This window comes from Kangiella taiwanensis, assembly GCF_020005165.1.
GTDB classification, from domain to species: Bacteria; Pseudomonadota; Gammaproteobacteria; order Enterobacterales; family Kangiellaceae; genus Kangiella; species Kangiella taiwanensis.
In genome coordinates this window covers 122,560-138,540 of record NZ_JAHCLT010000002.1, presented here as the reverse complement: position 1 = coordinate 138,540, position 15,981 = coordinate 122,560, and the positions used below count along the sequence as shown (strand labels likewise).

The window sequence follows — 15,981 nt, the reverse complement described above, 5'->3', positions numbered from 1 at the left end:
AAGTATTTAAGGTGTCATTTCCGCCTTGGCGGGAACGACGAATCTAGTAGGTAATCTTTTGGAAATAGTATTAGCAAATCCCCGTGGCTTCTGCGCTGGCGTTGATCGAGCAATTGAGATTGTGAATCGTGCGATTGAGATGTTTGGTGCGCCTATTTATGTTAAGCATGAAGTCGTGCACAACAAATTTGTGGTCGACGGCCTTCGTGAAAAAGGTGCTGTTTTCATTGAAGATTTAAACGATGTACCAAGAGATTCAACGCTGATTTTCAGTGCTCATGGTGTCTCGCAGCAGGTTCGACGTGACGCTGAAGAGCGTAATCTAAAGGTTTTCGATGCTACTTGTCCGCTGGTGACGAAAGTTCACATGGAGGTAGCGCGCCACAGCCGTCGTAACGAAGAATGTATTCTAATTGGCCATAAAGGGCATCCTGAAGTTGAGGGTACAATGGGGCAGTATGATAATGCTGACTCTGGTATTTACCTCGTAGAAGATGAACAAGATGTTGCTCAGCTAGAAGTCAAAAATCCTGAGCAGTTGTTTTATGTTACCCAAACAACACTGTCGGTCGATGATACTCAACGATTGGTTAAAGCTCTACAGAAGAAATTCCCTAAAATTCAAGGGCCTAAGAAAGATGATATCTGCTACGCAACGCAGAATCGTCAAGATGCGGTCAAGCAGTTAGCCGCTGAGTGCGACTTAATTCTTGTTGTCGGAGCTCAAAACAGCTCTAACTCTAGCCGTTTGCAAGAGCTGGCAGAGAATAAAGGCACGCGCTCATTCCTCATTAATAATGCTGGCGAAATAAACCCTGATTGGCTAGAAGGCGTTGAGAAAGTGGGTGTTACTGCAGGTGCATCAGCGCCTGAAGTCCTCGTCAAAGACGTGATTACTTACCTTGAGTCGCAAGGTGGCGTAAATCCTAAAGAGTCAGAAGGGGTCGAAGAAAGTATCGTTTTTGTCTTACCCAGCGAATTACGTCCAAATTAAGTCAGAACTGCATCAAACTTCTTCAAAATTAACCACTTAAAGCCGATAAGTTACCGCTTATCGGCTTTTTTGTACCGCTTGTCTAAGATAATATGCTTTTGACAGTTAAATGTCGTATAAAGTAAAAGTCGACAAATAATAGGTATGTAAGTAAATGTCAAAAATAAAAAGCATGAAAGGGTTCACGCTCGTCGAACTAATGACAGCAATCGCTGTTCTTGGTATCGCAACCGCTATTGCTATACCTTCACTCAGTAATTTCATTGATAGCAATCGCTTAACCGGAGAGGCAAATAACCTAAATGCCAGCTTGGTTTCAGCGAGAAGTGAAGCTGTGAAGCTAAAAACTGATGTCACGGTTGCTCCTGTCAGTGGCTCTTGGGCTAACGGCTGGGTAGTTTCTTATATCGATGGTGGAGCCACGGTCGAGTTGCTCAATCAAGGAAAAATTTCGAGTGCATTATCTTTGGGGGCTAGCTCTTCAAAAGACTCAGTAGTTTTTGATGCTACAGGCTATAGCAAAAACAAGCATTTAGGCGCGAATGGTGTGGTCTTTTGTGGCAAAAACGGTCAGGGTAGAAAAATCGATGTCTCGCCGTCGGGTTCATCTAAAGTTGAAAAGGTGGATTGTTAATTATGTTGGTATCTAAAAAGCAAATTCAGGGTTTAACTTTAATTGAGGTATTAATAACCGTTCTTGTCGTCGCTATTGGCATGTTGGGAATTGCTGCGCTGCAAGTCAAAACGCTTACATCAACTCAAGAGAGTTATGCTCGCTCACAAGCTGTTGCTTGGCTGAGTGATGCTAGTTCACGAATTATGGCCAACAGAGAGTTCTTTGCGGATGATCCTGGTTCGTTTTATACCGGTGGGGCAGCATCTGGGACCTTTGTGCAGTGGTGTGAAGTAACGGGTGTCCCTTATGAAGCAAAAAGTAATTGTGGCGATTCGTGCTCAGGGGAAAGTTTAGCTCAAGCAGATATTGATTCTATTTGCATGAGCCTTGATAGCTCTGGAATTCAAGGAGCGCAAGTTGGTGTCGCTTGTAATGATAGAGTTGCAGATGCCGATGCTTGTAGCACAGGCTCCAAGCTGACTCTTTATGCTGCTTGGCCTCAGGTTGAGCGTTCCGATTTTGGCGATAAACAGGTAACAACTTCTCGATGTGAAGGGGTTTTGCCTGATGGAACGGACCTAACTTTAGGCTATTCATGCGCAGTTGTAGAAATTATCCCATAGGGCTGTTTTTATTATGATTATCAAATACACAAAGCGAGAACGCGGCTTTACATTAGTTGAACTGATGGTCGGAATGCTATTGGGACTGATCCTAATAGCCGGCGTCTTCACAATCTATTTATCGACAAAAAAAACTAATAATACTGCTGAAGGTGTTATTGGTGCCCAAAGTGATGCGCAGCTAGCATTAAGCTTTATGAAAGAAGATATTGCCAGAGCAGGCTGGGTCAATAATTCGTCGATTACTTACACTATGAATAGTCCGGTTCCTACAGACTATAAGACGTATGAGGGTGGTACAGGTATTGACTCTTTAAAAATTCATTACGAGTCATGCGATAGTAGTCAGCCGATAAATGACTGTATTGGAGCTGCGATTGACAGTGCTGACTGTAACGGTACAGCAGTGACTCCTGGTGATGTTATTACGAATACTTATGAAGTCAATGGTGGTGTATTAACCTGTAATGGCCAGCCATTGATCAGTAATGTGGAAGACTTCCAGGTTCTATACGGAGAGCTTAATGGCTCTAGTTTAAATTATGTTACCGCAGATAATATCACTAACGTTTCAAATATCAGAAGCATTCGATTCGGTTTACTACTGACATCAGACAAAAATACATCTGATTCAAACATTTCCCGAAACATTAATTTGTTAGGGAAGGATATTAGTGTGAACGATAAAAAGCTTCATCTAAAGTATGAAACAACGGTTGTTATCCACAATAGACCGAGTGGGATTTAATATGAAAATGAATAAGCAATCAGGATTCTCGTTAGTCATAGCGATGCTCCTATTATTGGTTCTAACAGTGATTGGGCTATCAATTATGCGCTCAGGTGTTTTATCTGAAAAGCAGGCTTCCAATATTCAAGAGAAAAGTGTTTCTTTCCACGGTGCTCAGAGCTCCAACAACAGTGTTATAGAAACGTATAGGTATGATCAAACCATCTTGGCGCAAACACTTAATGCAAAAGATTTAAAAATTAAGACCTGCGTTGATTATACAGGTAAGGTAACCACCGATTGTGCTACAACTCCGACAATTGATAACGCTGGAGGTGTGCTCAAAGGTGGCACTGATACTACTTACAGAGGCTGCCCCAAAGCATTTAAATGCGTTGGCAACTCTGCTGGCATGAATAATGCCAATAGCGTGGGTTGTAATGTATTTCAGCATCAAGGTGAAGCATGGGTTGATGCTAATCGAGATGGTATTGAAGATGCGAATGAAGCCAAAACTCAAATTGAGCAGTGGTCTTTGTTGGTTTCTGCGTGCGGCAACAGTTAATTCGAGGAGATTGATGTGAATATTTTTATGAAAAAGCTAAAAGTTGCTGGTGGTTCTATAGCAATTTCATTAGCGCTTGGTCTTGGGTTGTCATCTGCTCCGAATATCTCATACGCAGATGATACCGAAATTTTCTTTGGTGAAGCCAAAACCGCTAACTTAATGTTGGTGTTAGATGAATCTGGCTCCATGAGTTTTAAAGATAGTGATTCAGCAGCCGACGAGGTTCTTGTTAATTATTGGCAGCAGAATAAAACAGAGAAAGTTGAAAATGTGCGCGCTCGCTTAGTCGGTGTGCCAGAAGATAAAGCACGGTTTGCGACGCTCCAAGCCTATACAAATGATGGATGGACAGATTATGTTCCATACAATACTCAATTTAGAGATAGGCTGTCAGGATGGGATTTAACTCGTGCTTATAGAGATGTGTATTATCGCTGGATCTATAAAGACAATCGGATTACTCGACTTAAGGAAGCGCTTTATCAATTCTTAACGTCAGAGAAAACAAAGGACAATAATCAGATTGGTATCTTAACCTATTCTGGTGGTCGTACCCCTCAGACCAAAGTTATTCAAGAAATTAGACGACTTGATAAAACCACGGCTGGTAAAACGCACCGTCAGCACTTGATTGACTCGCTTGATCAAATTCAGCCACACTTTGGTACTCCAACAGCAGAGGGCTATTATCAAGCAACTCAATACCTAGGTGGTGCTTATACTCAAAATGGTCCGGCACTTCCATCGCCGATTCTAGATGGCGCATGTGGTTATAACAGTTCGATTGTTCTTCTCACCGACGGCTTACCTACGGTGTTTGATGAAGGGACTTATGATGACATTGATAAAGTTGTAGATACTTGCGATGCTTCTGAATCAGGCACGCAAAATGGCACGAATAACGGTAAACAGTGTACAGAAAAATTGTCGGCCTATTACTTTATTAACGACGTTAAAAGTAATTTCCCAGGTTCAACAGTACAAACATCGACAGTAGCTTTTGCTTTAAACGACAAGGTTGCCACTGACTTTTTGAAAAACACAGCTTCAACAGTGAATGGCAAGAAGTTATTCTTTGAGCCAACCAACGTAGAGTCATTAGTGCGTTCTTTCGATGAGTCCCTAAATGCAATTCAAGATACAACATCTTTCGTGGCTCCAAGTATTCCATTAAGTCAGTCTAACCGATTGCGTCATAGTAATAATCTGTACATGGGTATGTTTAAACCTGCTGCGCGTGAATCTTGGTTTGGTAATTTAAAAAAATACCAGCTTTCAGATGGTCGTATTATCGATAAAGACGGAAACCTAGCTGTAAATACTGAAACAGGTACTTTCATTGAAGAGTCGAAAAGTTTCTGGGGTGATGTTGAAGATGGTAATAAAGTAGAAGCGGGTGGAGCCTTGCCTTATATCTCTGTCAGTGCTGAGCCTGTTGTATATACTAACCTTACATCTAACAATTTAGATCAACTGACAGATGATTTTATTAATGACTATATTGCTAAACACGCTTTAAAAATAGACTTCCAAGATCGCTTATTTGGCGAGAATAGAACTACAGCAGTACCGGATATATTGAGCGATCAGTTGAAAAATTATTATCAATGGATCAAACATCGTGTTACTCAACTTGATGGGCAAGACATCAATCGCTTCGGTGATGTTTTACACTCAAAACCTGAAATTTTAGAATATGATGACGGCTCTTCGACAGCGTTCGTTGCGACGAACCAGGGTTATATTCATGCGATTGATATCGCAACAGGTAAAGAGCGTTGGGCATTTTTCCCACGTCAAATGATGAAAAATGTACCTGAGTGGTATGCAAACGCAGCTGTTGATCATGAAACGGACTTCCGTGAGTACGGTATTGATGGCACCATTACAATTCATACGGAAGTCGAAAATGGTGTTAAAAAGCACTACTTATACGTAGGCTCTCGTCGAGGGGGAAGTGAAGTCTTCGCTTTAGATGTTTCGAATGTCAACTCACCGAAAATGATGTTTACTGTTGCTGATGACTTTGAGTTTACCAAAGCTGAACTGGGTTATAGTGACGAGGTAAGAACTGAAATCCCGAATTTGGGTCAAAGTTGGAGTAAGCCATTTGTTGTGAAAATGCACACCATTAATGGTTCTGAAAAAAGGCTCGTTTTGGCGGGTGGTTATGATACTTATTATGATGACCGTGCGAACGCAATAAACCCGGCAGATAATGCTATCAAGGGAGATGGTATTTATTCAGTTCCTTATAAAGGTTCAGCAAGCTACAGTACAATTGCGAGTGAAAGTGACATTTATAACAGTTTTGCTGGAGATCTAACGTTTATTGATCTTGATAACGACGCTGTTGTCGATCACATATACGCGGCTGATGTTGGTGGCAAAATATACCGTATCGATTTCAAGAAAAACTCAAGCGCTAGTAAAGTTGAGCTGTTTGCTGATGTGTATGATGGCACAGTAGACGGTCCGTACCGTTTCTACAGTAAACCAGACGTTGCCTTTGCTATCTATAATGGCATTCCTTTTGCAGTAGTTAATTTAGGCTCTGGTCATCGCTCAAATCCAAAAGCGACTGCTACAAGCGATAGATATTATGCTTTTTATGATTTTGAGATTTCAGAGCATGAAAAAGATGATGATTTTGATCCACTCAAAGCATCATCACTTCTAGATGTTACCAATACAACCACAGACCCAGATACAGGGGAAGTAAGCTTTGCTTCAGTGTCTGATATCTTTGAGGAAGGCAATCAGAAAAAAGGTTGGTATTTTAATCTTCAACCTGCTGAAAAAGTCTTATCTAGCTCAACAACGTTAGACTTTACAACGCTGTTTACTACTTATATTCCTGGACCTCCAGGCTGTGGTGTTACTTCGGGTGTGAACAGGTTATATGGTGTTAACTTACTAGACGGTAAACCTGATGTAGACAACTTCGCTGTGGGTGATATTGCTAATATCCAAGACCGTTATACGAATGTGAAGTATGTTGGTATTGCACCAGGGGCTACTGTATTATTCCCTGAAGATACAGATGCAGCATTATTGGTAGGTACCCAAACGGTTTGTAGCGGTGATGACTGTGATTTCTTCCGAAAAAATGCTAGAACTATCAAATGGAAACAAAAAGAGTAGTTTATGAAAAAAAATCAAGGTTTTACACTTATAGAAGTAATGATTGTGGTGGCTATAGTGGCGATTATCGCTGCTATAGCTATACCATCTTATAATCAGTATGTGGTACGTTCTAAACGTGCTGATGCGATGGGAACTTTAATGTCAGCGACTCAAGCCGTTGAGCGATATAAGTCTAATAATAACTTTAGTTATGCAGGGGCAGATACTGCGAACGTGATCCCGACTCAGGTCCCTTCTGATGGGGGGGATGCTTATTACACAATAGCGTTTCAGGCAGCACCGACGGTTACTACCTATACTTTAGTTGCAACTCCAACAGGCTCACAACCCGCCTCAGATGGAACATTAACCATCAACGAGAAAGGTGAGAAAACGTGGAATGGTAATTCATGTTGGCCGGAGTCAGGAAGCAGTTGCTGATATAAAAAAGTCGCTTTAAGCGGCTTTTTTACTGATATAGTCTTGAAAATCAAGTCACTAGAAACGATCTGTTAGGTCATGTAGAATGCATAAATCAAAATAACGGAATTTGGGGCTGTTTGTTATGCGCGCAAAAGTATTAAGTTTTGTTCAAATGAAAGGTGGTGCTGGGAAGACGACCTTGTGTACTAACATTGCTTCAACTTTGTCTGATTCTGGGAAAGTGCTTGTTATTGACACGGATGTACCACAATGTTCCCTTCAAACATGGTTTGATGTCCGCAATCAGAACTATGTCATTGAAAATCTTGATATCTTAGTCGCCAAAAATGTTGCTCATTTACAGAAACTAGTGCGCGATAACATTAATGACTACGACTATATTCTAATTGATGGTCATCCGAGAATTACAAACCTGACACGAGCCGTTATCCTACTTTCTGACATGGTGTTGATACCTATGGCGCCTTCACAAGTGGAGGTCTGGTCTACCAAACATCTAGCAGAGATAGTTGAGGAAGCTAAACAGGTCAATAAAAGTTTAGAGGCTAGAATATGTTGGAATCGATATCGCGTAAGAACTAACTCTGCTGAAGATGTCGTGTCATTAGCAAAAAGAGAGCTTGGTTTAGAAGATTTCCAAACCAAATTAGGTAACAGAGTGGCTTACTTAGACTCTTTTGCAGAAGGGTTGACGGTTGCTGAGTGGCACGACCCTGCCGCCAAGCTTGAGATCTGGGCATTAACGTCAAGTATTGAGCGAATATTGGCCTCACAAGGTTCTAACCGCTTAAAGACAGAGGCTCAGGTTGATAAGTTCGTTAAAGGTAAATAACTAAATGGTCTAAGAATAACTTGACCTGACTTTGTAATTGGATTAACTTAACACACATGAAAAGTTTATACGTAAAAAACATCTGGTGGTGGCACGTTACATAAGTAGCGGGCTTCGTTGTGTTTTTTATATAAACAAAAACAGATTCCAAAGCCCGCACTATGCGGGCTTTTTTTATGCCTCAATAAATGGCAACTAACTTAGAGAGCAATTTTAGAGATTAATCGAGATGATAATAACTAACTTAACGACAGCAACAACTCAACATCAATGGTGGTGGATCTGCTAGCGCGGGTTATTGTCTAAAAATTATGACAGAACCCGCCTTTGTGCGGGTTTTTTTGTGCCTAAAGAATTTACTTATTGACAACTTTTAAACTACAGGAATACATCATGATTATTATTTTGAAGCCAACAGCAACTGAAGCAGATGCACAAGAAATTCTAAGCCAGATTGAAGAGGCTGGCTTGAAGCCACTGCATATGCCAGGGGTGGAGCGTACGGTGATCGGTGCATTAGGTGATGAGCGAATTCTTCAATCATTGCATTTTGATAACCATCCACAGGTTGAGCACTTAAAACCAGTGTTAAGTAAATACAAATTGGTTAGTCGAGAAATATATCCTCATGACACAGTGATCGATGTTGGTAATACCCCTGTTGGTGGTGATCGCTTCACCATTATGGCTGGTCCATGTGCTATTGAAAGCTATGAGCAGTTATTAGAAACAGCAAAGCAAGTTAAAGCATCAGGAGCCACTGTATTGCGTGGTGGAGCTTTCAAACCTCGCACAAGCCCATACTCGTTCCAAGGCCTTGGCGTAGAAGGTTTGAAAATTATGGAGCAGGTTGGCAAGGAGGTTGGCATGGACACCATTACTGAAATTATGGATGTTAATGACCTTGATGACGTTGCTCGTTATACCTCAGCATTCCAAATCGGTGCTCGTAATATGCAAAATTACACTTTGCTTAAGGCTGTGGGCGAAACCAAACACCCAGTACTTCTGAAGCGTGGTCTATCAGCGACTATTGAAGAGTTATTGCTAGCGGCTGAGTATATCGTCGCAACAGGCAACCCAAACGTTATGATTTGTGAGCGCGGTATTCGCACGTTTGAAACGGCAACTCGTAACACCCTTGATCTTAATGCAGTTGCTTTCATCAAAGAAAAGAGCCACTTACCTGTAATTGTTGATCCATCTCATGGTACAGGCGTCAGAACTTTAGTGGGCCCTATGGCGAAAGCGGGCGTGGCGTGTGGAGCAGACGGTTTGATTATTGAGTCGCACCGCAATCCTCGTGAGTCTGTTTCCGATGCGGCACAAGCATTGTCACCAGATGATTTCTCTCAGCTTATGCAGCAGCTTATCCCGTTCATTAAAGCCAGCGGCAGGACTTATCAGGAGGCACTTCATGCAAGTTAAAACGCTTTCACGAAAGCTTCCTTTAAGCCTAAATCCATTTCAAATATTTGGAGTGCTAGCCGATAAAGGAAGTATTAGTCATACCGCTTTATTAGAAACCGCTGAAGCTGGCACCCACGAGCACCAACGAAGCGTTATGATGGTTTCTGCGGCGCTACAAATTAAAGCTAGCGGTAACAAGGTTACATTAACCGCCTTGAACATTAATGGGCAAGAGATATTAAAGTCAGTTCAAGAGTCTGATTATTTACAGCAGCGATTCGAGATAACGGACAATAAGCAAACAATTGACTTAGTTTTGCGTCAGGCTGAGTTTGTCAGTGATGAGTCACAAAGATTATTCCAGACTACTACGGTTTCTGTGCTGCAGTACTTAAGAGACTTGCTGAAAGATGAAGACAGTATCGATAATGAAACTTCAATGCTCATCGGCGCCTTTAGTTATGAATTAGTGGAACAGTACGAAGCGTTACCAGAGACCTCGAAAAACCAAGAAGACTATTGCTTTTATGTCGCCGATCAGCTGGTAATTCAGCACATGGAAAGCCAGTCAGCGAAAATTGTGGTGAAAGGTTTTGGTGGTAATGCTGATAACACAGTAAGGCTGGGCGTTGAACTTGAGGGTATTTATGAAGTACTTGTCAGTCAATCCTCGAATGAGTTATTGAGTTTTGAGCATAGCGACAATAACTCCACATTGTCGCTAAGTGTTGCAGATAACGAGTATTACCAGTTGGTTGAGAAGGCTAAAGAGCGGATTGTAAAGGGTGATATTTTTCAGGTGGTATTGGCAAGAAGCTTTAATGTGTCTTGCTCCAATGCCTATAAAGCTTATGGCAAGCTGAGACTAACCAACCCATCTCCTTACATGTACTTCATAAACTTTGGTGATAAAGAGTTATTTGGAGCCAGCCCTGAAAGTGCTCTCAAGGTGACTAGACAGCGCGAAGTGTATCTGTACCCCATAGCGGGAACCCGCAAAAGAGCAATTGATACAGTAACAGGGGAGGTTAACCATGACTTGGACTCTAGGGTTGAGTTTGAGTTGATCGAAGATGAAAAAGAGTCAGCAGAGCATATGATGTTAGTCGATCTTGCCCGTAATGATTTGGCAAAAGTTGTTATAGCTGGCACTCGGGAAGTTATCCAGCTCAAACGCATCGTTAAATACTCTCATGTACAGCATATGGTGTCTGAGATCAAGGGCATATTAAAACCTGACATCGACTCACTGATCGCGTATCGAGCATGCGCCAACATGGGCACATTAACTGGTGCACCCAAAATCAAAGCGATGGAAATTATTCGCGAAAACGAAAGCACGGGTCGAGGTTATTACGGCGGGGCCGTTTGTGTGCTGAATGCAAACGACGAGTTTGATAGCGCCATCATCATTCGCTCGGCCGTTGTTGAGGACGGGGTGGCTAAAATTATGGCTGGAGCAGGCATCGTCCATGACTCAGAGCCACACTTAGAAGCACTGGAGACTGTGAATAAGGCGAAAGCTGTGATAGACGCATGCCGCAATAACCCACCTCACTCGGAGTTATTATCATGAAAACGCTGCTAATCGATAATTACGACTCATTCATCTACAACTTGAAGTATGAGCTAGAGCTGGCAGGGGTTGATGTTACTGTGTGTCGAAATGATATTCCCTATGATGAGCTCAAGAGGCTTACTAAAACGGTTGATAACATCGTTTTATCGCCAGGTCCTGGTGCGCCTCGCGAAGCAGGCCACTGCCTGAAATTGGTAAAAGAGCTTTACTCTGAGAAGCCTATATTGGGGGTCTGTCTTGGGCACCAAGTGATCGTCGAAGCATTTGGTGGAAAAGTCAGTACCGCTAAAGCAATTGTACATGGTAAGACTGAGACGCTTTATTCGTACCAATCAGGCTTATTGGATGTGCTGGGGTCAAAGCTGACAGTAGCTCGTTATCATTCGCTCTCGGCCTCTAAGTTAACTGCCGATTTGCGGGTAGATGCGGTGACAGAGGATGATGAAATAATGGCTGTTTCGCACACAGAATACCCTGTATTTGGCTTACAGTTTCACCCTGAAAGTATTATGACTAGGGATGGGACTAAGATTCTTAAGAACTTTATTGAGCTTGCTTTACATAAAAAAAGCAAAAAGGAAGGAGTGTCATATGCTGAGTTTGCTTGAAAATGTTTATCAAGGCCAGCATCTGAACTTTGAACAGGCTAGTGGTTCATTTAGACAAGTGTTACAAGGTGATGTTGAGCTTCCTGTGGTTGCAGCAATGTTAGCGGCTTTGAAAACAAAAGGCGAAACGGTTGAGGAGATTGCTGGTGCGGCGGCAGCCTTGCGCCAAGAGGCTCAGTACTTCCCACCAACAGAGTACTCTGTAAGTGACTGCTGTGGTACAGGTGGCGACGGCTTGAATACGATCAATGTATCAACATTAGTGGCGATAGTTGCTGCATGTGCTGGCGTAAAAATTGTTAAGCATGGAAACCGTTCCGTTTCGTCTAAATGTGGCTCTGCTGATTTAATGGAGCAGTTGGGTGTCAAAATTGATCTAGATGCTGATAGAAGTAAGCGACTTCTTGATGCCGCTAACTTTTGTTTCTTGTATGCACCTGATTATCATCAAGGTGTTAAGCATGTGATGCCTGTTCGTCGTTCATTAAAAACTCGAACCATATTCAACTTAATTGGGCCTTTGGCGAATCCAGCGTTACCTGACACGCAATTATTAGGTGTTTACGATGAGCAGTATCTAGAGCCTTTTGCCAAGATTTTAGATTTACTCGGGACTAAGCGTGCATTGATTGTCCACGGCTCCGGGCTGGATGAAGTTGCCGTTCATGGGTCGACCAAAGCGGTGAAGCTCAATGATGGCGTCATCGAAAGCATTGAGCTAACGCCTGAAGACTTTTCGGCCAAGCGTCACGGTTTAGAAGCGATTCAGGTGACAGAAGGTGTTGATAACAAGACGGCTGCATTGCAGTTATTATCAGGTGAAGCACCTGAAGCTCATGTTGATATGGTTGCTGTGAATTGCTCAGCTTTATTGGTTCTCAATGGTCTTGCTAAAAACTTTAAAGACGGTTATGCCTCGGCTAAAGATATTATTTTAAGCGGTCAAGGGCTTCGTCATTTGGAAAAAATCAAGGAGCTTTCCAATGCTTAATGTTTTGCAAGCTATTGTTGAGCATCGTCGTGAAACTTTAGCGAATAGTGCTGATGTGTCAGAACTGTCTCCAAGTAAGAAGAGTTTTTATGATGCACTTAAAAAACCGCACTTTGGATTTATCATGGAGTGCAAGATGGCCTCACCATCAAAAGGTTTAATTCGTTCGAATTTCGACTTAGAAGAAATTGTACCGATTTATAACCAATATGCGGATGCTATCTCTGTGTTGACTGAAGACCGGTTCTTTAGAGGTAGTTATGCTAATTTAAAGTATGTCAGTCAGAACACCGATAAACCTGTCTTGTGTAAAGATTTTTTCCTTGAACCAAAGCAGGTTCGCCAAGCTCGATATTATGGCGCAGATGCGATTTTATTAATGCTTTCTGTGTTGAATGATCAAGAGTACAGAGCTTGTCAGGAAGAGGCTGAAAAGTATCATTTAGATATCCTGACGGAAGTTCATAACGAAGAAGAGCTAGACCGCGCATTAAATCTTGGCGCGAAAATCATCGGGATTAACAACCGTAATCTAAAAGACTTGAGTATTGATTTAAGCCATACTGCAAGGCTGGTTAACTCAATTCCAAGCGATGTCGTGGTGGTGACTGAGTCAGGTATATCAACGCATGAGGATGTTCTAACCTTATCACCCTTAGCTGATGCTTGCTTAGTTGGAAGTAGCCTAATGGCACAAAAGGATTTAGAGCGAGCTGCGAAACAGTTAGTTTATGGAGACATTAAAGTCTGCGGCGTGAAAGACCAGGCTTCGGCTGACTTAGTTGATGCAGTACCGGCATCTTCTGTAGGTATGATTTTTGTTGATAAGTCACCACGTCGAGCTAGTGAAGAAGGATTTCACTCGAGTAAACCTGTGATTGGTGTTTTCCAAAATCATGGAATAGAAGAGGTGTTGCACTTAGTTAAGAAGCATGGCCTGACTGGTGTACAGCTGCATGGGGATGAAAGTCCCGAGTACGTTGCAGAGCTAAAGCAGCAACTGCCAGAGACGTGCCTGTTATCAAAAGTTATTTCAATCCGAGAAGGGGATAGCCTACCTGAGATTCCTGAGTATTCAGTGAAAGAGATCTTGCTGGATACTCAGGTGGGTAGTGTCAAAGGTGGCACGGGGCAATCATTTGACTGGTCAATCATATCTCAGCTAACACAGCAATATCCGCAGTATAAGTTTCGTGTTGCTGGTGGTGTTAACTCTGATAATGTAGAACAACTCAAGTCGTATGGGGTGAGTGCTGTTGATGTGTGTGGTGGTACTGAGGCATCGCCAGGCGTGAAGTCAGCCGATAAAATTAAGCAGCTATTTGAAAACGCGAGAGCTTTTTCAGGCAGATAGTGACGATAGATAGAGGTTAAGAATGTCATTAAACAATACAAACTCAACACAATTTGAGTACGACGGTGCCTACATTGGGCAATATGGCGGACAATTCGTCCCGCAAATTCTTGTTCCTGCGTTGGAGCAGTTAGAAGGTGCTTTCGAAAGTGCCATCAAGGATGAGGACTTTTTGGCTGAATTAAATGAGCTATTGAATCATTACGCTGGCCGGCCAACTCCTTTGACGGAATGTCAAACGTTTGGACGTACAGAGAACTGTCGAATCTTCTTGAAGCGTGAAGACTTGTTGCACGGTGGTGCACACAAGACTAATCAGGTATTGGCGCAGGCATTACTGGCTAAGCGCATGGGGAAAACGCGGGTTATCGCAGAAACAGGGGCGGGACAGCATGGAGTGGCTACTGCTTTGGCTTGTGCTTTGCTTGGCTTAAAAGCTACGGTTTATATGGGCAAAAAAGACTGTGATCGACAAGCGCCAAATGTTTTTCGTATGCGCTTGATGGGAGCAGAGGTCATTCCTGTCGATAACGGTAGCGCTAGTCTGAAAGACGCAATTAATGAAGCGTTACGCGACTGGGCATCCAGTTATGATGATACGCACTACCTGTTGGGGACTGCTGCAGGGCCTCATCCGTTTCCGAAGATGGTAAAGCGTTTTCAGCAAGTCATTGGCGAGGAAGCAAAAAAACAAATGCTTGAACAGACAGGACAATTACCAGACGCGGTGATAGCGTGTGTTGGTGGTGGCTCCAATGCCATCGGTATTTTTGCTGACTTTATTAAAGAAGAGCAGGTTAAGCTAATCGGTGTCGAGCCAGCAGGGCATGGCTTGGATTCTGATGCCCATGGCGCGACTTTATTAAAAGGCACTGAAGGCATTATTCATGGCTCCAGAACGCACATCCTGCAAACAAAAGAAGGGCAAATTCGTGAATCTCACTCTGTCTCTGCGGGACTTGATTATCCAGCCGTAGGGCCTGAGCACGTGCACTTGATGACCAGTGGCCGTGCGGAGTATGTGGGTATTACCGATGACGAGGCGTTGCAAGCTTTTCAAGACTTATCACATGCCGAAGGGATTATTCCTGCCTTGGAATCCTCTCATGCGCTTGCTTACGCCAAGAAATTAAGCCAGCAAGCTGACAAGCCCACGGTGTTGTTAGTCAATTTGTCCGGACGAGGTGACAAAGATTTAAGCCATGTGATGGCCATTTTAGATGAAGCTAATGCGACAAAAGACAGTAATGGGGAAGCTTAGTATGAGTGTCAGTATGCGTTATCAAAATATGTTCGAAACTGTTTCTGCGAACAATCACTTGGCTTATATTCCTTTTGTCATAGTCGGTGATCCAAATCCCGAATTATCAATACAGATTATCGATAAGTTGGTAGAAAGTGGTGCTGATGGGTTGGAGCTAGGGCTGGCTTTTTCTGACCCTGTTGCCGATGGCCCTGTGATTCAACAGGCGACATTAAGACCATTAGCTAATCAGTTTACGATTGAGTCGGGTTTGAACCTTATCGGCCAAATACGTGAAAAGTACCCAGAATTACCGATAGGCTTACTGACTTATGCTAATTTGGTCTTTGCACAAGGCATTGAAACCTTTTTAAATAAGTGTCGGAACGTTGGTATTGATTCTGTCTTAGTGGCTGATTGCCCAGTAAAAGAGTCTCGGTTATTCGCAAAAACAGCTAAAGACTGTGGTATCCAGTTAGTGTTTATTGCACCGCCTGATGCCAGTGATGACACTTTACAACAGATCGCCCAAAACAGTCAGGGGTATACCTATGTTTTGAGTCGTAAAGGTATTACAGGAACTGAAGTTGCTGCGAGTAAAGCCAAAACCGATTTTTTGCAAAAGCTACGTCAGTACAATAGCCCCCCTTTAGTACAAGGGTTTGGTATTTCAGAGCCACAACATGTGTTTGACGCTGCTAATGCGGGCGTTGACGGAATTATTACTGGCTCAGCCATAGTTAACTTAATCAATCAGCACTATAATAACCCCCAAATCATGCTTGAGCAGATTGGGGACTATGTTCGCTCGATCGCTGAAGCAGCTCACACTGACCACGGCAGCGTTGCTTAACGTTGTCGCG

Annotated in this window: 15 protein-coding genes; all 15 read left to right on the top strand. The window is 42.8% G+C overall.

The genetic code is table 11. The annotated features are described in order from the left end of the window. The first annotated feature begins 58 nt into the window (after positions 1 to 58). The 15 genes from ispH (at position 59) to trpA (ending at position 15,971) form a co-directional block, all read left to right on the top strand. Positions 59 to 994: a 4-hydroxy-3-methylbut-2-enyl diphosphate reductase gene (gene ispH, locus KFK88_RS06140; RefSeq protein WP_223577831.1), complete on the top strand. Its 936-nt coding sequence runs from the start codon at positions 59 to 61 to the stop codon at positions 992 to 994. Between the two features lie 154 nt (positions 995 to 1,148). After that, the gene (locus KFK88_RS06135) at positions 1,149 to 1,628 is read left to right on the top strand and encodes a GspH/FimT family pseudopilin (RefSeq protein WP_223577829.1); all 480 of its coding nucleotides are present in this window, start codon (positions 1,149 to 1,151) and stop codon (positions 1,626 to 1,628) included. 2 nt (positions 1,629 to 1,630) lie between these two features. Beyond that, entirely contained in the window at positions 1,631 to 2,233 is a 603-nt protein-coding gene (pilV, locus tag KFK88_RS06130; protein WP_223577827.1) for a type IV pilus modification protein PilV, read from the top strand. 13 nt (positions 2,234 to 2,246) lie between these two features. Continuing rightward, positions 2,247 to 2,981, top strand: coding sequence for a PilW family protein (locus KFK88_RS06125; RefSeq protein ID WP_223577825.1), 735 nt, complete (start codon positions 2,247 to 2,249; stop codon positions 2,979 to 2,981). A 1-nt stretch (position 2,982) separates the two neighbouring features. Continuing rightward, the gene (locus KFK88_RS06120) at positions 2,983 to 3,528 is read left to right on the top strand and encodes a pilus assembly PilX family protein (RefSeq protein ID WP_223577823.1); all 546 of its coding nucleotides are present in this window, start codon (positions 2,983 to 2,985) and stop codon (positions 3,526 to 3,528) included. Positions 3,529 to 3,543: 15 nt separating this feature from the next. Then, entirely contained in the window at positions 3,544 to 6,675 is a 3,132-nt protein-coding gene (locus KFK88_RS12010; protein WP_223577821.1) for a PilC/PilY family type IV pilus protein, read from the top strand. Positions 6,676 to 6,678: 3 nt separating this feature from the next. Further along, positions 6,679 to 7,098, top strand: a complete 420-nt coding sequence (locus tag KFK88_RS06105; protein WP_317851546.1) for a type IV pilin protein — start codon at positions 6,679 to 6,681, stop codon at positions 7,096 to 7,098. 124 nt (positions 7,099 to 7,222) lie between these two features. Beyond that, a complete protein-coding gene (locus tag KFK88_RS06100; protein ID WP_223577819.1) occupies positions 7,223 to 7,933 on the top strand; it encodes a ParA family protein in 711 nt (236 codons plus the stop codon). A gap of 393 nt (positions 7,934 to 8,326) precedes the next feature. Then, the gene (gene aroF, locus KFK88_RS06095; RefSeq protein ID WP_223577817.1) at positions 8,327 to 9,361 is read left to right on the top strand and encodes a 3-deoxy-7-phosphoheptulonate synthase; all 1,035 of its coding nucleotides are present in this window, start codon (positions 8,327 to 8,329) and stop codon (positions 9,359 to 9,361) included. Further along, a complete protein-coding gene (locus tag KFK88_RS06090; protein WP_263296380.1) occupies positions 9,351 to 10,919 on the top strand; it encodes an anthranilate synthase component 1 in 1,569 nt (522 codons plus the stop codon). Before aroF ends, KFK88_RS06090 begins: the two co-directional genes overlap by 11 nt. Further along, a complete protein-coding gene (locus tag KFK88_RS06085; protein WP_223577813.1) occupies positions 10,916 to 11,530 on the top strand; it encodes an anthranilate synthase component II in 615 nt (204 codons plus the stop codon). The genes KFK88_RS06090 and KFK88_RS06085 overlap by 4 nt, the downstream gene beginning before the upstream one ends. Then, positions 11,514 to 12,521: an anthranilate phosphoribosyltransferase gene (gene trpD / locus KFK88_RS06080; RefSeq protein WP_223577811.1), complete on the top strand. Its 1,008-nt coding sequence runs from the start codon at positions 11,514 to 11,516 to the stop codon at positions 12,519 to 12,521. Before KFK88_RS06085 ends, trpD begins: the two co-directional genes overlap by 17 nt. Then, entirely contained in the window at positions 12,514 to 13,875 is a 1,362-nt protein-coding gene (gene trpCF / locus KFK88_RS06075) for a bifunctional indole-3-glycerol-phosphate synthase TrpC/phosphoribosylanthranilate isomerase TrpF (protein WP_223577809.1), read from the top strand. Before trpD ends, trpCF begins: the two co-directional genes overlap by 8 nt. A gap of 22 nt (positions 13,876 to 13,897) precedes the next feature. After that, positions 13,898 to 15,136 (top strand): tryptophan synthase subunit beta, encoded by a 1,239-nt coding sequence (gene trpB, locus KFK88_RS06070; protein ID WP_223577808.1) that lies wholly within the window; start codon positions 13,898 to 13,900, stop codon positions 15,134 to 15,136. Position 15,137: 1 nt separating this feature from the next. Then, positions 15,138 to 15,971: a tryptophan synthase subunit alpha gene (trpA, locus tag KFK88_RS06065; RefSeq protein ID WP_223577807.1), complete on the top strand. Its 834-nt coding sequence runs from the start codon at positions 15,138 to 15,140 to the stop codon at positions 15,969 to 15,971. Positions 15,972 to 15,981 lie beyond the last annotated feature (10 nt).